11 protein-coding genes are annotated in these 19248 nt (G+C 55.3%); 6 read left to right on the top strand and 5 right to left on the bottom strand.

Annotation, left to right across the window (positions count from 1 at the left end):
* Positions 1 to 196: 196 nt before the first annotated feature.
* Both FYC48_RS16355 and hisA read right to left on the bottom strand, forming a co-directional pair.
* Positions 197 to 2296, bottom strand: a complete 2100-nt coding sequence (locus tag FYC48_RS16355; RefSeq protein ID WP_149497804.1) for a prolyl oligopeptidase family serine peptidase — start codon at positions 2294 to 2296, stop codon at positions 197 to 199.
* Positions 2297 to 2299: 3 nt separating this feature from the next.
* Positions 2300 to 3028, bottom strand: coding sequence for a 1-(5-phosphoribosyl)-5-[(5-phosphoribosylamino)methylideneamino]imidazole-4-carboxamide isomerase (gene hisA / locus FYC48_RS16350; RefSeq protein WP_149497803.1), 729 nt, complete (start codon positions 3026 to 3028; stop codon positions 2300 to 2302).
* A 587-nt stretch (positions 3029 to 3615) separates the two neighbouring features.
* Between hisA and rbsK the strand changes: the two genes are divergently transcribed.
* The 6 genes from rbsK to deoC all read left to right on the top strand — a co-directional run bounded on the left by rbsK (position 3616) and on the right by deoC (position 10322).
* Complete coding sequence (gene rbsK, locus FYC48_RS16345; RefSeq protein WP_235034284.1) at positions 3616 to 4602, top strand: ribokinase; 987 nt, start codon at positions 3616 to 3618, stop codon at positions 4600 to 4602.
* 247 nt (positions 4603 to 4849) lie between these two features.
* Positions 4850 to 5839 carry a sugar ABC transporter substrate-binding protein gene (locus FYC48_RS16340; protein WP_149497802.1) on the top strand — a complete coding sequence of 330 codons (990 nt, stop codon included), beginning with the start codon at positions 4850 to 4852 and terminating at the stop codon, positions 5837 to 5839.
* A 4-nt stretch (positions 5840 to 5843) separates the two neighbouring features.
* A complete protein-coding gene (locus tag FYC48_RS16335; RefSeq protein ID WP_235034283.1) occupies positions 5844 to 7367 on the top strand; it encodes a sugar ABC transporter ATP-binding protein in 1524 nt (507 codons plus the stop codon).
* Positions 7364 to 8359, top strand: a complete 996-nt coding sequence (locus tag FYC48_RS16330) for an ABC transporter permease (RefSeq protein ID WP_149497801.1) — start codon at positions 7364 to 7366, stop codon at positions 8357 to 8359. The genes FYC48_RS16335 and FYC48_RS16330 overlap by 4 nt, the downstream gene beginning before the upstream one ends.
* Positions 8359 to 9438, top strand: a complete 1080-nt coding sequence (locus FYC48_RS16325) for a nucleoside hydrolase (RefSeq protein ID WP_149497800.1) — start codon at positions 8359 to 8361, stop codon at positions 9436 to 9438. The genes FYC48_RS16330 and FYC48_RS16325 overlap by 1 nt, the downstream gene beginning before the upstream one ends.
* Positions 9439 to 9596: 158 nt before the next feature.
* The gene (deoC, locus tag FYC48_RS16320) at positions 9597 to 10322 is read left to right on the top strand and encodes a deoxyribose-phosphate aldolase (RefSeq protein WP_149497810.1); all 726 of its coding nucleotides are present in this window, start codon (positions 9597 to 9599) and stop codon (positions 10320 to 10322) included.
* Positions 10323 to 10401: 79 nt separating this feature from the next.
* Here the strand turns inward: deoC and uvrA are convergent, their stop codons facing one another.
* The 3 genes from uvrA to rpoC form a co-directional block, all read right to left on the bottom strand.
* Complete coding sequence (gene uvrA / locus FYC48_RS16315) at positions 10402 to 13320, bottom strand: excinuclease ABC subunit UvrA (RefSeq protein ID WP_149497799.1); 2919 nt, start codon at positions 13318 to 13320, stop codon at positions 10402 to 10404.
* A 53-nt stretch (positions 13321 to 13373) separates the two neighbouring features.
* On the bottom strand, positions 13374 to 14456 hold the full coding sequence (gene nadA / locus FYC48_RS16310; protein ID WP_149497809.1) for a quinolinate synthase NadA: 1083 nt from the start codon (positions 14454 to 14456) through the stop codon (positions 13374 to 13376).
* Positions 14457 to 14726: 270 nt separating this feature from the next.
* Entirely contained in the window at positions 14727 to 19157 is a 4431-nt protein-coding gene (gene rpoC / locus FYC48_RS16305; RefSeq protein ID WP_149497798.1) for a DNA-directed RNA polymerase subunit beta', read from the bottom strand.
* Positions 19158 to 19248: the final 91 nt, after the last annotated feature.

Below are 19248 nucleotides of genomic sequence, written 5' to 3'. Positions count from 1 at the left end.
CCCTCCCCGGCCGTTTGCTCGTCCGACCCTCCCGCAAGCGGGAAGGTGTTATCCAGATGTTTAAACCCAAAGACTCGTGTTTGCCTGCTTAGCGATGGTTTCATAGCAGTCACCGAGCGAACGCCCGTCGACTGATTGATCACTCCCGAATTGATAAGTCCAACGAGGCAACTAACAGTTGCGATGATCATCATTGTTAGTTGCCACCCCCAGCGAACTGCCACTGCTCATCAAAGAAACCCTGATCGACAACCGTTCCGGGAAAAATCGAATCGTCTTCTTCGGTCACGTTGATGACGGCATAATCAGGCAGCATTGCGATCTGGCGACTATTACTGACGTTGGAAAACTCGCGAAACGTCATGCCACTATTCACGACGATGTACCGCGAGGGATTCATCGGATTCGGAAAGCACATCACCGGTGCGTGGTCGGCCGGATCATAACTTTTTCCGGCAACCACTAGCGTTTGCCGAGTCCAGCGAATCGGTAGCGAGTCTGCGACATTAAATAAGACGCGGTTGCTGCTGAAGTCGCCAAAGCAAATGAGATTGCAAGTGGCGATCTGATCGTCAGTCAAATCACGATCTTGGACGACTTGGATGTCACCGCGCATCAAGCGTTTCCAGCGGCTTTGCAAATAATCGGTCTCCCGATCGATCCAGCGTTGGACTCGCCCGTGCCGCGCGGGCCGACTGGGCAAGACGATCACAAACCGTTCGCAAAACGCATCGTCAATCGGACCTTGTAATCCCGGTCGCTTACGAAGAGGCTGTTGCCCGAACGATTGTTTTGTCCATTCGCCGTCATCCTGTCGAATCAACCGGCACTGAAAACCTCGCGAGTTGCCCATGTCGACCAAGGTCGCTTGCTGACCATCGATCGTGACGTCAACCACGTCAGATTTCCCGGCCCATCCGGAACGCGAAAAATCCAGTTCGAGGTGCGTGACGCCTTCGGTATTCATCTCAATCGAGGCCGCATCGGTATCAACCGTTGCTTTGACGGACGCTTTCGTCCAATGCTCCACCATCCCCGTGATGCGAACCCAATCGGCGGTGTTGTATCGTAGCGTATAAGTCACAAATTCCACTTTGGGCTTTGGTAGCGGTGCGACATCGCCAGCCCACGATGCGATTTGTTGATCGATTTTGGCTACCGATTCTTGATTGATCTTGTGCCCCATTTCGGCACCGATCACGTACGGAAATTCAAAGCCCAACTCATCGACCTTTTGGGCCACGCGATCGGCGGCCTGCTTCTGTTTGTCAACCTCGCCGCTATAGGCAATCACATTGGTTCCGCGGAGATTGTTCGCCCATGGCAAGACGTCATACCACCGCAACAATTTTTCCATCGTCGGCGTCTTATTAAATGGCATCTCGTTTTGCCACCCTTGATAGACGATGGTGTCAACAAAACCGGCTCCCGGGTTAGCCGCCATCCAACGCGTCGGGTCATGAACGGCGAAGTGCCAACAGCCGGCTCCGCCCATCGAAAAACCACGAATACTGGTTCGCTGTGAATCGATGCGGAAGTATCGCTCTGCCGCCTGAAGGGCTTCATAAACGTCGGTCTCGCCGGCGAATTTAAAGGCATTGCAGTGCCGTCCAAACGGATGAATAACAAAGGTATCTCGGGGAGCATACTGCCCAACTTTGTTCATCCGCTCGGTCAAAAATGGGATCTCCGTTTTGGTATCACCTCGACCGTGTAACCAGATATCGGTTCGAAAAGCTTGCTCGTGTTGGGGCAACGAATAACCAGCCGGTACGACGATCCCAAATGGCTGTACCGAGTCATCGATTCGCGAAACAAATCCGGCGACCAACGTTTGTGGTTTCGCAGTTTTGTCCGGGTCAAATCCGAGCAGTTTCAAACCTCGGTCACCGGCAACGACTGCTTCCAAACGGCGATCGGCTTCATCAAGCAGCTTGGATGCATCGTTGACATGTGCGGGTTTGAAAAACAAGTTTTGGTTAATCGCCAAGTCAACCGCCCGAGTCAGCACCGCGACATCGGCATACCAAACCTCGGGGTCACTTGATTGTTGAACCGTTTGCGTCGCTCGATTCTTGAGTTCGTCGAGGCGGACTTGTAATCGCTGCCGATCGGCCGCATCGATTTGAATGCCATCGGGCGGTAACTTTTTGTACCCCGGCGTCGGTGGCTGGGCGTTCGACACTGCCCCGATGTTAACGACGGCGAGCGCGATAGAGACCAGAACAATCCTGCTTACAAACAAACAGAGTTGTGAAAATGACTGTTTCAACTCGGTGCAGAACAAACCCTTCATTGTCTAGCGGTCTCCGGCGATCTCGATCACTTGGTCCAGTTGCATGACTCCATCATAGATCGAGCGTCCGACGATTGCTGCCGGCATTCCCATTTCGACCAGCTTTGAAACGTCGTCGTAGTGTGTCACGCCACCGCTGGCGACCAACGGGATGTCGGTTGCGTCAGCCATCTGCTGTAAACCATCGAAGTTTGGCCCGCTCATCATGCCGTCACGGGCAATGTCGGTGTAGATGATCGCCGCGATGTTAGGCGTTTTTTTGCGAAGGTCTTGAGCCAATTCGACCGCAGGCGTCGTACTGGTTTCCAACCATCCATCGGTAGCGACCATCCCGTCCCGGGCGTCGATCCCGGCGGCCAGCTTTCCGGGGTTGGCATCGCACATCGAAGCGAACCAATCGGGACGTTTCAGGGCAGCCGAACCGACGACCAATCGAGCGAGTCCGAGAGCCAGCAATGATTCGATCGCTGCTTCATCGCGGACACCGCCGCCCATTTGACAAGGCAATCCGGTCTCGGCAACGATCCGCCGGACGGCATCCCGATTTGCGGTCGGGTCATCTCCGCGAGCCGCATCGAGGTCGACGAGATGGAGTCGCTTAGCGCCAAGCTCCTTCCACTTGATCGCGAACTCAACGGGATCGTCACCGAACGTCGTTTGCTGGTCATAATCCCCCTGACGTAATCGAACAGGTTTGCCATGACGAAGATCAATTGCAGGCCAAATTTCCATGATGGGTTCAACGATTCGGTGATGAAATAAGATCGGTGCCTAGCTCAGGTGGTTTGCTGTTGTGAATCGCTTGATATCGAAACCGAGACGTCTCAAGCTGAACGCAGCGACTCAATTAAATTCTCGAGACCAATCGAGTCGAATACCGTTACAGACATAACTAAACCAAGCAAACGCCCGTCGGTTGCTTGGTCAAACCGTAATGGAGCCTTTCTCTTCACGCCCTCGCGTCGCCCCCCTTCTTTTCACCCTCCCGTTTGCGGGAGGGTCGGACGCTTGAGCGGCCGGGGAGGGCAAACAAAGCGAACGCTCGGTTACAAGCGTAAATGAGCCAACCCCCGCTTGGAGCGACGCATTCTTGACGTCACAGAACACAACTTTAAAACACACGCGGCAAGTGCGAAAGCATCGCGGAATCTCACTGTTTTGAAAAGTCGGCTTGATCCTCCCCGGTTGACCAACGCCCCAAAACCGCATCGACTCGGGTTCGATCCGCGCCAAACCCTTCCGATCGAGGGAACCATCCGCCGCAACGATTCGTTAAACTGCGACACCCATCATCGTTTTCGGCCTCGACCTGACACACCATGTCAGTAGCCGTAGATTCCCTGAATGCGTTCGCTCTCATCATGCCCCCCACGCCACACAACTGCCCCAAGATCACCGTACTCGGATCGATCAACATGGATTTGGTCGTCCGCTGCGCCGACTTGCCGTTGCCAGGCCAGACGATTACCGCCGAAGCATTTGAGGAAATTCCCGGAGGAAAGGGAGCCAACCAAGCCGTCGCCGCGGCGCGAGCCGGAGGGGAAGTGCGATTGATCGGGAGAGTCGGAGATGATGGCTTCGGCAAGACATTGCGTGAACACCTTGTGTCCGAAGGCGTCGACTGTACCTGCGTTGAAACGACGGCGGACACCGCGTCAGGTGTCGCCATCGTCGCAGTCGAAAAGAGCGGTGAAAACAGCATCGTTGTTGTGCCCGGATCGAACGGCGAAGTCACCGTGGCGGATGTCCAGCGGCACGGGGATGCGATTCGGCAAAGCGACGTCTTGATGGTGCAACTCGAGACCCCACGAGAGACGGTCGAAGCGGCAATCGCGATCGCTCGACAAGCCGGCGTGAAAGTGATTCTAGACCCGGCACCCGCACAAGCTTTACCCGCCACGATGCTTGACGTCGACGTGCTTTGTCCCAATGAAACGGAAGCAGTCACGATCGCCGGAGATCGTTGCGGCACGGTCGAAGAAGCCAAACAATTGGCGGCAAAACTGCGATCATCGGGGCCGGACGTTGCGATCATCACGCTGGGAGATCGCGGCACCATCGTTGACGACGGCATGGGAGCCCGCTTGATCGAACCGATCACGATCAAGGCGGTCGACACCACGGCCGCAGGCGATGCGTTTGCCGGTACCCTCGCCGTTCGACTCGCCTCAGGCGTTCCCCTTGACCGGGCTGTTCGACTTGCAAACATCGCCGGTGCGCTGGCCGCCTCGGTGGCTGGTGCACAACCGAGTCTTCCAACCGCAGACGCTGTAACTTCAAAGGCGGATGAACTCGACGCAGGATAGGGATCGAACGCCCATTTGTAATCCGCTCAAAACGCGCCACCTTCGACACGCGAAACGCGCCCCCCGACCGTCAAACGCTGAAATCAAAACACAGTTGATCGAAAAGTTTGCGTAGTCGCGCATTCGAATTCTTTCCCGACCGACGCAATCGGAACGCCTGTCTGATAAGATAGCCCGCCCTCACCACGACGGGCCACGATCTAAGGTCGTTGGAAACTTCCCCCCCTCCTGCCCACCCGAAATCGACATGCGAAAATCAATCGCACTCCTGTTGCTCTTCAGCGCCGCCATCGCGGGATGCACCAAGTCCGCTTCCGATCCGACCGGATCAGGGACGGACGGAGACGGCAAACCGAAAGTTGCGTTGATCATGAAATCACTCGCCAACGAGTTTTTCTCGACGATGGCCGATGGGGCGCGTGAACATGCCGAAGCCCATTCCGAGCAGTACACCTTGATCGTCAACGGCATCAAAGAAGAAACGGATTTGAGCGGTCAAGTAGCGTTGGTCGATGAAATGGTATCCGCGGGCGTCGACGCGATCGTGATCGCGCCGGCGGATTCGAAAGCACTGGCACCGGCACTTCGCAAAGCAATCAAGCAAGGCATTGTGGTCGTGAACATCGACAACAAACTCGACCCGGAAGTTCTGGCGGCGGAGGAAATCGAAGTTCCATTCGTAGGCCCCGATAATCGCGCCGGTGCAAAAAAGGTCGGTGAATACTTGGCCAAGAAACTTTCCGCCGGAGACCGAGTCGCCATCTTAGAAGGCATCCAAACGGCTGCAAATTCGCAGCAACGGGTTGCCGGATTCGAAGACGCGATGGAGGCACTCGGCGCCGAAATTGTCTCCAAGCAAAGCGCTCAATGGGAGATGAGCAATGCCAACACGATCACGTCCTCGATCCTGAGTGAGCATCCGGATGTAAAGGCCATCCTGGCAGCGAACGACACGATGGCGCTCGGGGCGATCGCGGCCGTCAAATCTGCCGGCAAGGCTGACACCGTCCAGATCGTCGGATTCGACAATATCTCGGCAATCCAAGATGCCGTGCGATCGGGGAAGGTTTTGGCAACCGCCGATCAGCATGCCGATCAACTCGCCGTCTTCGGAATCGAACTAGCGCTTAAAAAACTGAGCAATCCGGATACAGCAATCGGCGACACAGAAACGCCGGTTGACCTGGTCACGGCAGAAACGATTGCCGCTTCCGCAGAAGCATCAACGCAGGAATAGCGGCGTGACCGAAGTCCTCACGACCCAGGGGATGACCAAGCAATACGGCAAAGTGGTCGTGTTGCGTGACGTGTCGTTTGACCTTGTCCCTGGAGAAATCCATGCGTTGCTAGGCGCCAACGGTGCCGGGAAAAGCACGCTATGCAAAATGATCGCCGGTTTAACGTCGGTCACTTCGGGCACGATGCGTCTGCGCGGCCAGGCTTTCGCCCCCACAAACAAGCAGGCAGCGGAGACCGCGGGCGTTCAAATCATCCAGCAAGAGCTGAACCTGCTGCCCACGCTATCGGTCGCCGAGAACCTGTTTCTGTCTGACCTCCCCAATACCGGTGGATTGATCCGGCGCAAACAGCTTCACCAAGACGCGACATCGGCGCTCGCTCGACTAGGACTTGAACATCTCGATCCGTCCACGCCAGTGGGTCATCTTGGCGTCGGTCAGCAACAAATGGTCGAAATCGCCGCTGCGCTCGCGCGACAGTGCCGAGTGCTCATCTTGGACGAACCGACCGCGGCGCTGTCCGGTTCGGAAACGACTCGCCTCTTCGAACAGTTGACCGAACTGAAACAGCGAGGCGTCGGGATGATTTACATCTCGCATCGTCTCGACGAGATCAAGCAAATCGCCGAACGAATCACGGTACTTCGCGACGGTCGTTATGTCTGCACCCGCGACGTTCGATCAACCTCGACTGATGAGATGGTTGACTTGATGAGCGGCGTCGGTCCCGATGCGAGTTCCGCGCCACCCCATCAGTTCCACAGTTATATCGATCAGAACAAACCACCGGTGCTGCGAGTCGATCAGATCCATTGTGGACCGGTCCGTCACTTTTCATTCGAAGTAAAAGCGGGTGAAAAGTTCGGCATCACGGGATTGGTTGGAAGTGGACGAACCGAGCTACTGCGAGCAATCTTTGGTGCGGACGTAGCTAGTAGCGGGACCGTAAAAGTGGCCGATCGTCCTCCGCAACGATTCGAACACCCCCGTCAAGCCATTGCATCCGGTTTGGCAATGGTGACCGAAGATCGCAAGGATAACGGTTTGCTGTTGCCACAACCGATCCGCAGTAACATCACTCTGGCATCGCTTCGCAAGCGTTTTTCGAATTTCTCGCTGATCCGCCGCCGTGCCGAAGAACACACGAGCGAAGACCTCTGCGTTCGGCTCCAAACCAAGTGCACAAGTATCGAACAGCCTGTCGGTACATTGAGTGGCGGTAACCAACAAAAAGTCGTCATCTCGAAATGGCTTGCCAACGATGCCGACGTGTTTCTGTTTGACGAACCGACTCGTGGAATCGACGTCGGCGCTCGTCGACGGATCTATCAGTTGCTTGACGAAATCGCTGCGTCGGGGAAAGGGATCGTGATCGTCAGCAGCGATTTGGATGAATTATTTGAAACCTGCGATACGATCGCGGTGATGAATCACGGTCACCTGATCCGTACCTTTTCAAGAGACCAGTGGAGTGAAGACTTGATCCTGCAAGCGAGTTTCGAAATGCCTGCGGAGGTGCGAGCATGAACAGTGCCGATCGTCTTCCCTCCGGAGGCGTCGTCCTCCGTCGCCGAATCTTTTCGGCAGTCATCGAGTACGCCGGGCTGCTCGGCGTGCTCATCATATTGATCATCTTATTCGCCAGTTTGACAGACAATTTTTTTCGCATTCAAACCGCATTAACAATCGCCAACAGTAGCCCCGATTTGATATTTGTATCGGTCGGGATGACGTTGGTATTGATCGTCGCCGGAATTGATTTGTCGGTCGGATCACTACTCGCACTCGGCGCGGCCGTCATCGGAGTTGCGATGACCGAATACGATCTCGGTGTCATTCCGGCCATTGCGTTATGCGTGTTGACGACGACTTGCTGCGGATTTCTTAGCGGATTCGTATCCGCTTGGTTCGCAATCCCTTCCTTTATCGTGACGCTGGGCATGCTGGAGATGGCCCGCGGGGGCACCAAACTTGTTACCGACAATCAGTCGATCTATATCGGCAGCAAATTTGAATGGTTTGGAGAACCGATCGAAGGCTTGTCGCTTTCCCCCTCGTTCTTGTTCGCCATTGCGACCGTGTTGATCGCCCAATTTCTTCTGACCCAAACGGTTTACGGCCGGTATTGCATCGCGATCGGAACGAACAAGGAAGCGGTCAAGATGAGCGGCATTCGTACGGCACCGATTTTTGTGGCGACGTTTGCGATCAGCGGCCTGCTCTGCGGACTTGCATCAATTTCGCATACCGGTCGGTTGTTAACTTCCGACCCCAATGCGGCACGTGGACTCGAATTATCCGCGATCGCCGCGTGTGTCATCGGCGGCACGAGTCTGATGGGCGGTCGTGGTAGCGTGATCGCTTCATTCATCGGTGTTCTCATCATCGCGGTTCTGCAATCGGGTTTGGCACAGATGGGTGTCGACGATGCAATTAAGCAACTAATCACCGGCGGCGTGATCATCCTAGCCGTCCTACTCGATTCACTTCGACAACGTCTCTCCAAAGAAACCCACTGATGTATCAACGCCTCGTCGCTCCGTTCGTCGCCGTATTTCTGTGTTCGATCGTCTTGTTGCCAGTGACCGGGAGTGCACAAGACAACCGAGATCTGCGAGAGGGGCTGTTCGCACCACAATCAACAACTCCGGTCCCGGTGATCTTCGATACGGACATCACTGGCGATTGTGACGACGTCCTGGCGCTCGCGATGCTCCATGCATTGCAAGATCGCGGTGAATGCGAATTGAAGGCCGTGACGATTTCCAAGGTCAATCCGCTCGCCGCACCTTTCGTCGATGCGGTCAATACGTTTTACGGGCGAGGCGACCTGTCGATCGGTGCGACTCGCGATGCTCAACGTCGAAAGAGCGCCTATTTAAAGGTTTGTAAAGCAACCGACGGCCAAAAACTTCGCTATCCCCATGACGTCGAATCCAGCGATGACGTCCCTCCCGCCGTTGATGTGCTTCGCGAAGTACTGGCGGCTAGCGAAGACCACAGCGTCGTCATTATTCAAGTCGGCTTGGCAACCAACCTTGCCGATCTGTTGGAAACCGATGGCGACGAATTCAGTTCACTGTCCGGCGTCGATTTGATTCGAAAGAAATGCAAACTGATTTCCGTCATGGCCGGCAGTTTTGGACCGGTGATGAATAAAGATCGACATCCCGAAGCAAACGTGATCAACGGAATCGATGCGATGCAGCGTTTTGCGAAGCTTTCACCGGACGAAGTCCCGGTGGTCTGGAGTGAATTCCGAATCGGTTTAGAAGCCCCATACCCGCGGGAGAGCATCGCGCGCGATTTCGCTTATGTGCCACACCACATCGTGCGCGAAGCCTACTTGCTGCACAGTGGCCCCAACCATGACCGCCCGACTTGGGATTTAACGAGCGTGCTGCATGCGGTTCGGCCTGAAGACCAGTACTTTGGGCTGTCACAACCAGGCCGCGTCTCGGTCGATGAAGAAGGCTTCACCGAATTTGCGCCCGATGGAAATGGCCGAGATCGATTGTTGACAATGACACCGCGGCAGGCGATTCGCGTGATCGAAGCCCAACGGACCCTCTCCAGCCAGCCACCACGGTCACGCTAGTTCAGTATCGAGTCCCGACGTCGGACTCGATCGTCCGGCAAGAGAGTCGATGGATGCTAACGTCCGGAATTGCCCGCTCTGCGATAGACGCGATCTCGGGTAAACTTGTCGCTGTCCCCCAAGTCGCCCCTCTTTCAATTTATCGAGAGATCAAGCCGATGGCACATAGCTACGAAGACCTAGCAAAGATGATCGACCATTCATTGTTGCACCCAACAATGACCGACCAAACACTCGAAGAAGGCATTGCATTGGCACGGGCCTACGACGTCGCAAGCGTCTGCATCATGCCTTACTACTTGAAACGCTGTGCCGAACTGTTAGACGGCAGCACCGTCCAAGCCTCAACCACGATCGGATTTCCCCACGGCGGACACACCACCGCGATCAAGGTCGCCGAAACCGAACAAGCGATCAAAGATGGCTGCCAAGAATTCGACATGGTGGTTAACATTTCCAAAGTACTTAGCGAAGACTGGGACTACGTCACCGCCGATATCAAGGCAGTGATCGAGCCGGTGCACGCGGCGGGGCAGAAAGTCAAAGTGATCTTCGAGAATTGCTACCTCGAAGATCGTCACAAAATCAAATTGTGCGAAATCTGCAGCGACCTTAATGCGGACTGGGTCAAAACGTCGACCGGATACGGAACCGGTGGCGCGACGATCGAAGATCTCACGCTCATGCGAAAACATGCCGCCGAGCATGTACAAGTGAAAGCTGCCGGCGGCGTTCGCGACGCCGAAACATTGGTCAAAGTTCGCGAATTGGGAATCTCGCGTGTCGGGGCCAGCCGGACCAAATCGATGATGGACGAAGTCCGCAAAAACCTCGGCCTACCTGAAATCAACGTCGGCGACACAGCCAACCCCAGCGGATACTGATCCTGTATTCTAAGTTAAACGCGTCGCCCGAACCGCTGACGGCTCGGAGAGCCGAGCGACGATCGGCGGACGCTTCAATTCACTGAGGTGAAGAAGCGAATTCGGACGATGCGAGGACTCGTCCCGTCTGGCTATCGGGGTTCTGCTTCAATTGATCGGGAGTACCGACGGCGACCACTTGGCCGCCGTCTTTGCCTGCCCCCGGTCCCATATCGATCAGGTAATCCGCCGACAACATCAAGAGCGGATTATGTTCAACGACCAATAGCGAATGCCCGTCGGCAATGAGTGCGTCAAAGCAGTCGACTAAACGAACCAAATCGTCAAAGTGCAGGCCTGTGGTCGGTTCGTCCATGATAAACAGCGTGCGTTTACGGCTGGCCGAAGCTAAAAACGCGGCGAGCTTCAACCGTTGACCTTCGCCGCTTGACAACGTCGTCGCGGCTTGTCCAAGTGGCAGATACCCGATGCCGACGTCGATCATGCGTTTCAACTTTGCCTGCACTTTGGCCGCACCACGAAAGAATTCGTAGGCCTCGAGCGCCGTCATCGCCAAGACGTCCGCGATCGTGCGATCTCGATAACGGACTTTCAAAATATCATCTCGGTAGCGTGTGCCACGGCACTCTGGACATTGCATCGAAACGTCCGCCAAGAACTGCATGTCAATCTGCTGAACACCGGCGCCCTCACACGCGGGACACTGTCCCTTGGCACTATTGAATGTGAAATGGCTTGGCGTCAGGCCGCGTGCTATTGCTTCTGGGCTTTCGGCAAAGACCTTTCGAATCGGATCAAAGGCCTTCAAAAATGTGACCGGACAGCTTCTCGGTGACCGACTGATCGGCGATTGATCGACGGCGACACAATCTTGGATTTGCCCTAGGCCAGTGATGGATTGATAAGGTAGCGGCTTGACCGCCTGTCCGAGTTTCCGCTGCTGCACTGCGGCCAGCAATGTGTCTTGAACGAGCGAGCTTTTACCGCTGCCAGAGACGCCGGTGACGACACAGAGCACCCCCAGAGGAATCTCGACATCAACATCGCGAAGGTTGTGTCCCGATGCCCCCTTCAAGAGTATCTGCCCCTGTGGTTCTCGCGGTTGGTGTGTCCTGAGTGTCGCGCCACGTGCTCCCACGAGATATTCGCCGGTCAAGCTGTCTGATTTGAGCAACTGCTTTGGCGAACCTTCAAAGACAATCTCACCACCTCTTGCCCCCGCACCGGGCCCGATTTCGACGACATGATCAGCCTGCCGAATCATGACGTCGTTGTGCTCAACGACGATCACAGTGTTACCGCGATCGCACAACTGCCGCACACAATCGACCAATGCCTCCACATCAACCGGATGTAACCCGGCGGTGGGTTCATCGAGCACATACAACATATTGACCAAATCGCCACCAAGCGCACTCGTCAACGCCACTCGCTGCGTTTCTCCGCCCGACAAAGTTCGAAGCGGGCGGTCGAGCTCTAAATAGCCCAGACCGACTGATCGCAAGTAGCCGATTCGATCATCGATTTGACGCATCGGTTCTTTGGCGATCGCCTGCTGTTTTGGCGGCAGAGGCGTCGACTGAAAGAACTCGGCCACTTCGCTCGCACACATCGACAACATGTCGGCGATCGATCGATCGCCAATCCGATACGCCAACGCCGTCGGCTTGAAGCGTTTTCCGTCGCACTGATCGCAGAGGCGATAGCTACGGTACCGAGATGCAAAAACGCGGACGTGCATTTTGTACTTCTTGCGTTCGAGCCACGCGAAGAAGCCTTCAAGCCCACCAAACTTTCGCTCCGGAACGCCTTGCTTTATTAACCGAAGTTGCTTCTTCTTGAGCTTTGAAAATGGAACATCTACCGGGATGCCATAGTCGTCTGCCAAGGCAAGCAGTTCGTCAAGTTCGTGCGAATAAGCCGGAGTATTCCAAGGAGCGATCGCCCCGTCGGCGATTGAGACCGATTTGTCCGGGACGACCAAGTCCATATCAAAGTCGACGAGTTCCCCGAAACCCTCGCATTTCTCACAAGCCCCAAGTGGATTGTTGAAATTGAACAAACGCGGGACAGGATCGGGGTAGTCGAGATCGCAATCATCACATCGACGTTGATCACTGATGATCGATCGCTGAAATGGTCGTCCATCGACGACGAGAAACCTGCCAAATCCGCTCGGCCTTTCACGAACAACATCAGCGCCGTCGGATTGCGTCGCGCTGTCTTCGCCCGCTTCGCCGAACTCAGTCAAAATCACCGCGCGACCATGACCTTCCCCCATCGCCGTTTCGATTGATTCGGTCAGCCGTTCGAGATCGCTGTCCGCAGAAACCCGATCGACGATGACGATGCACTCAGTGCCTTTACGTGGGATTTTTTTTGCCAGAGACGATCGATCAGAATCCGACAGATGGAATGACTCCCCGTCGACAATGATCCGCACGAAGCCGTCTTGCTGAAGCCCGAGCAAAATCTCGCCGCCGGACGTTCGATCGGGAAGCCAGATTGGAAAACCGATCATCGCGCGAACGCCCTTACCGTGTAACTCTTCGGCAGCACTTGCGGGGTCATCAGCGGTGACGGGCTTACCACAACCGGTGCAGTACAGTGTCGCGCTTTTTGCGAACAGTAGACGCAGGTGATCGGCGATTTCGGTGGCGGTTGCGACCGTGCTACGATTCGTTTTCGATCCACCGGCACGAGTCACCGCGACCGCGGGAGGGATCCCATCAATCGAATCGCAATCCGGCTTATCGAGACGCTGGAGGAACTGTCGCGTGTAAGCCGAAAAGCTCTCGATGTAACTTCGTTGGCCTTCGGCGTAGAGCGTGTCGAGCGCTAATGAAGTTTTGCCGCTGCCTGACAAACCGCAAAACGCAATCAGCTTTCCACGGGGCAGATCGACGTCGACACCCTTGAGGTTGTGAACACGGCAACCTCGGATCGAAATCTTTGCCGTTGCTGAAGGGGTTCGTCGTTTGGTTTTCGTAGTCGACACGGTTTTGTGATAGGCAAGGTAGCAACGCGAACACGGACGAACTTTGAGGTCTTTTATTTGACCGCCAACATCCGTTCGAGCGCAACCAAGCTCCACTTCGAGACTTCCTCGTCGACCGAAATGGTATTCACCGGCGTCCCATCACGTAGGTTCTCCAGTGACCAGCAAAGGTGTGGCAGGTCGATCCGATACATCGTCGCGCACATGCAAACAACAGGGCTTAAAAAGTGGATCTCCTGTTCGGGGTGCTCAGCCTTCAACCGATTGACCAGATGCAGTTCAGTCCCGATCGCCCACTTGGTCCCCGGCTCTGCTTCACGAACCGCTTTGATGATGAAGCCGGTGCTTCCGCTTAGATCGGCAATGTCATTGACATCACGTGGACATTCCGGGTGAACCAAGATCTTGATTCCCGGGTGCTGCTTGCGGAACAGATCAACATGTTCCGGGCGAAACATTTGGTGGACACTGCAGTGTCCTTTCCAGAGAATCACTTTGCTGTTTTCAATCGCGGCTTCGTCATTACCGCCCAGATCAAGTTCATACGGATCCCAAACCGGCATTTGCTCTTCGGTGATGCCCATCTTGAGCGAAGTGTTTCGCCCAAGGTGTTGGTCGGGAAAAAAGAAGACGCGATCACCGCGTTCGAATGCCCATTCCAGTACCGCTTGGGCATTGCTGCTGGTGCAGACAATGCCTCCGTTGCGTCCACAAAACGCTTTTAGGCTGGCGGCACTATTGATGTAGGTCACCGGAATCACACGATCGGTGTCGATGATCTCGGACATGTCTTGCCAGGCCGCTTCGACTTGATTGATCGCGGCCATATCAGCCATCGAACAACCCGCCGCCATGTCGGGAAGCACGACGCGGACCCGCTCACCACGCTGTTGCAGTTTTTCCGGTCGATTGGCCAAGATGTCTGCTGTTTCTGCCATAAAGTGCACACCGCAGAACACGATCGATCGACAGGAATCACTTTCGGCAGCCATTTGCGAAAGTTGATAGCTGTCTCCCCGCAAATCCGTATGCTCGACGACCTCATCCTGCTGGTAGTGGTGACCGAGGATTAACAGCGAATCACCCATTTCTTCGCGCACCGCCGTGATTCGTTGGATCAACAACTCAGACGGCATCGACTTGTAATCGGCCAGCGCGTGCTTGGCGTTTGCGTAGGGATCTTTGGCGGCGGTTGGCAGCGAAGACAAACTCACGGAAGTGTCCTGTAAGAAGGCGGGGATACACCCTTCATTGTAGCGGTCGTCAACAAGGATCAAGAACCATCGATGGCAAAGTCAGTTCACATAGACCGACCGATGCGGCGACCTTGGTAAAAAAACAATTCCCGCTGTGCGGTGCACAAACGGGAATTGCTTGGTTCATCGTCGATTCAAAGGGAAATCGATTTATTCGCCCAGCGGGCCGGAATCACCACCGATCGTCGGAGGCTGCTCGCCGGTATCGGCAAGCGTCGGGTTCGCTCCGCCAAGCAGCCGCGTCATTTCCTGATCGGCTTGGCTGGGAGACTCCATCGCTCCGGGTGCTTCCATCGGCCGGGTCGCTTCGACAGGTGCCGCGGCGCCAGCCCCACCGTCATTGCGAAGCAACGGGAACTCTTCGTCCAACGTGCTCGCCGCAATCGCTTCGCCTTCGAGCCCGATTTCGGTTCGGTAGTTGACTTCCGATTCTTGGAAGACGCGGAAACCGGTACCGGCTGGAATCAGGTGTCCCAGAATAACGTTTTCCTTCAAACCGACCAACTTGTCGACTTTGCCGGCAAGTGCAGCTTCGGTCAAAACCTTGGTGGTTTCTTGGAAAGACGCCGCAGAGATAAACGAGTTCGATTGAACGGCCGCCTTGGTGATCCCCAGCAATTGGGTACTGGCGGTCGCCTTCTTCGGGCGTTTGCCCTTCATCGGGGTTCCACCTTCGGCTTCGATCTTGGCGTTCGTTTCTTCGAACAAGTCCTTCGGAATGATCACGCCTTCGGTGTAATCACTATCACCAGCCTCTGCCACCTTCATGCACTTGGTCAACTCTTGGTTGGCATGACGGAACTGGAAGCGGTCGATGACTAACCCAGGCAACAAGTTTGTATCGCCGGGCGATTCGACTTTCACCTTCCGCAACATACGCGCGATGATGATTTCACAATGCTTATCGTTGATCTCAACCTTCTGGGCCTGATAGACCTGCTGAATTTCATGAAGCAGGTATTGCTGGACCGCTTCTTCACCGGAGACTCGCAAGATGTCGTGGGGAACCAATGGTCCGTCGACGAGCGACTGTCCGGCTCGGACGATATCGCCGGTATGCACCAAAAAGTGCTTCCCGGTTGGGATCATGTGCTCACGTTCGATCCCCGATTCGCTACGGACGAGGACGGTCGTCTTACCACGCTTCTTCTCTGGCAGGATTTCAACTTCGCCGTCGATTTCGGCGATGATCGCAGGATCCTTAGGCTTTCGAGCTTCGAAGATCTCCGTGACTCGCGGCAGACCACCGGTGATATCCGAGACACCACCGCTGTCACGCGGGATTTCGGCGAGGACCGTACCGGGTTTGATCTCTTGGCCATCGGTGACCGAGATAGTCGCACGTTCGGGAAGGAACTGCACATTGAGTGCTTTTCCGGTGTTGTCCTCGACGACGATTTGTGGGTGCAAATCACCTTTGTGATCGACGACGACCAAACGGTTTTTACCGGAAGCTTCCCGTTCACTTCGGACGGTTTCGCCTTCGACGATGTCTTCGAAGCGGACCTTACCGGAAACTTCCGAAAGGATCGGCACCGAATAGGGGTTCCATTCGCAAAGGGTCTCGCCAGGCTTGACCTGTTGGCCGTCTTCGACCAGCAGGATCGAACCGGTCGGGATCGGGTAGCTTTCGAACTCACGGCCACGATCGTCGACGAGGGCGATTTCGCCGTTTCGAGTCAGAACGACCAGGCGTCCGTCCTTGTTTTCAACCGCACGAATCCGAGTCAGACGGACCTCACCGGCCTTCTTACTCTTGATGTCCGACTGCTGCATTTCTTTACTGACCGAACCACCGATGTGGAAGGTCCGCATCGTCAGCTGCGTTCCAGGTTCCCCGATCGACTGGGCGGCGATGATACCGACGGCCATGCCTTCTTCGACCATCGCACCGGTCGACATGTCCATGCCGTAACAACGGCGGCAAACACCGAGGGGTGCGTCGCAGGTCATCGGCGAACGAACCTGCAGTTTTTCCAAGCCCATCTGCTCGATCTTGCGAGCGATTTCGGGAGTGATCATTTCGTTCTCCGAAACGATCACTTCGTCGGTCACCGGGTTGACGATCGACTTGCGACTGACCCGACCGTTGATCGAGTCCACCAAACGAACTTCGACCTTTTCCCCGCGGTAGACAACGCCCTTGGTAATCCCTTGCGTCGTTTCACAATCATCCATGGTGATGACCACGTTCTGTGCGACGTCGGCAAGTTTTCGGGTCAAGTAACCACTGTCAGCCGTCTTCAGTGCCGTATCGGCCAGACCCTTTCGAGCCCCGTGCGTCGAACTGAAGTATTCCAGTACCGACAATCCCTCACGGAAGTTCGCCTTGATCGGTGTCTCGATGATTTCACCGGTAGGCTTAGCCATCAGACCACGCATCCCGGCCAACTGACGAATCTGGGCGATACCGCCCCGAGCACCCGAGTGACTCATCAAGAAGACGGGGTTGATGTACCAAGCACCCTTTCGGGTGTCGTTCTCCATCGCCGTCATCATGTCGGTGGTGATCAATTCACGAGCTTTAGTCCATTCATCGAGCACCATCTGGTAACGTTCGTCGTTACCCATCAAACCGCGGTCATAGTCCTTCTTCAGACGCATGACCTCTTTTTCGGCATCGGTGATGTAGTTCGTCTTCGAATCGGGGGTCACCAAGTCATCGGTACCGAACGACAATCCGCTGCGAGTGGACTCGCGGAAGCCCATCTGCATCATGTCGTCAAGCAGGTGAATCGTTTGGCGGCGTCCTAGTCGCTGATAACAGTCGCTAATCACACCGGCCAAGTCACCACTACGCATCGCGCGGTTGTAATAATCCATTCCGTCGGGAAGCATTTCGTTGAAGCGAACGCGTCCCGGGGTGGTCTCGATAATCTCGCCGTATTTGCCGTCGTTGTTTTCGGTCTTCAGTCGTTGGTGACGCGGCAAACGCATTTTGATCCGGGCGTGCAAGTCGACCGTGCCTTGTGCGTAAGCAAACTCGACTTCCTGGTAACCGCTAAAGGTCATCCCTTCGCCGCGACGATTGGGAAGTTCACACGTCATGTAGTAGCAACCCATCACGATGTCCTGAGAAGGACTCATAATTGGCTTACCGTTGGACGGTGCGAAGACGTTGTTGGTACTCATCATCAACGTATGCGCTTCGACCTGAGCTTCGATCGAAAGCGGCAAGTGGACCGCCATCTGGTCACCGTCGAAGTCGGCATTGAAGCCTTTGCAAACCAGCGGGTGGAGGTTGATCGCGTTCCCTTCGACCAAGGTCGGCTCGAACGCCTGGATCCCCATCCGGTGCAACGTCGGAGCCCGGTTGAGAAGAACGGGGTGATTGGTGATCACTTGCTCGAGAATGTCCCAGACTTCCTCGTCCTTTCGTTCGAGCATCTTCTTGGCCGACTTGATCGTATCGGCGTGGCCGAGTTCTTTGAGTCGCCGAATGATGAACGGTTGATACAGTTCCAACGCGATCTTCTTCGGAAGACCACACTGGTGCAACTTCAAGCGGGGACCGACAACGATCACCGATCGGGCCGAGTAGTCGACTCGTTTACCGAGCAAGTTCTCACGGAAACGCCCCTGCTTACCCTTGATCATGTCCGTCAGCGATTTCAGCGGACGGTTTGACGATCCCAGAACAGGGCGTTTGCAGCGGTTGTTGTCGAACAACGCGTCGACCGATTGCTGCAACATTCGTTTCTCGTTCCGGATAATCACTTCCGGAGCGTTCAAGTCGACCAGTTTGCGAAGTCGGTTGTTACGGTTGATGATCCGGCGATACAAATCGTTCAAATCGCTGGTCGCGAAATTACCGCTATCGAGAAGAACCAAGGGGCGCAAATCGGGCGGAATGACCGGGATCACATCGAGAACCATCCACTCGGGACGGTTGTCGCTATCGCGGATTGCTTCGACGATTTTCAGACGATTGGTCAGGTCTTTTTTCTTCTGCTTGCTGCCGGTTTCTTCCAGCTCGACACGCAGCTTTTCAGACAATTGAACCAAGTCCAATTGGTTGAGCAGCTTGCGAACCGCTTCGGCGCCCATGTCGGCTTCGAACGTCCCGGCGCCGTATTGGGCGCGGGCCGCGCGGAATTCTTCTTCGGTCAGAAGTTGCTGATGCTCCAGATCGGTCTGACCTGGATCGATGACCACGTAGTCCTGGAAATAGATGACCTTTTCGAGCGAACTGGTCTTCATATTCAGCAGGTTCCCCAAACGCGAGGGCATCGCTTTGAAGAACCAGATGTGAACGACCGGCGCGGCGAGGTCGATGTGCCCCATGCGTTTCCGGCGGACGCGGCTGTGTGTGACTTTCACGCCACAGCGGTCACAGATCATCCCCTTGTACTTCATCCCGCGATATTTACCGCAGGCGCATTCCCAGTCTTTTTCGGGGCCAAAGATCCGTTCGCAGAACAAACCGTCTTTTTCAGGACGGTAGGTACGGTAGTTAATGGTTTCGGGTTTCTTGACCTCGCCGAACGACCAACTCTTGATGTCCTGCGGCCGCGCCAACGAAATTCGAACCGAAGCGTAGTCGTTGATGCGATCGTAGTTGCTGGTTTCGCCAATCGACATGATATGTGAGCCTTTAGCAGTGAGCGGTTAGCTATTGGTTTTCGGTTGAAATGAAGTTCGCCAGCCGAATTCCTTCGTCGGCACGCGAACG

The organism is Roseiconus lacunae (assembly GCF_008312935.1).
GTDB classification, from domain to species: Bacteria; Planctomycetota; Planctomycetia; order Pirellulales; family Pirellulaceae; genus Stieleria; species Stieleria lacunae.
Note: the sequence above shows the minus strand (reverse complement) of the source record. Positions and strands in the feature narration are given on the sequence as shown.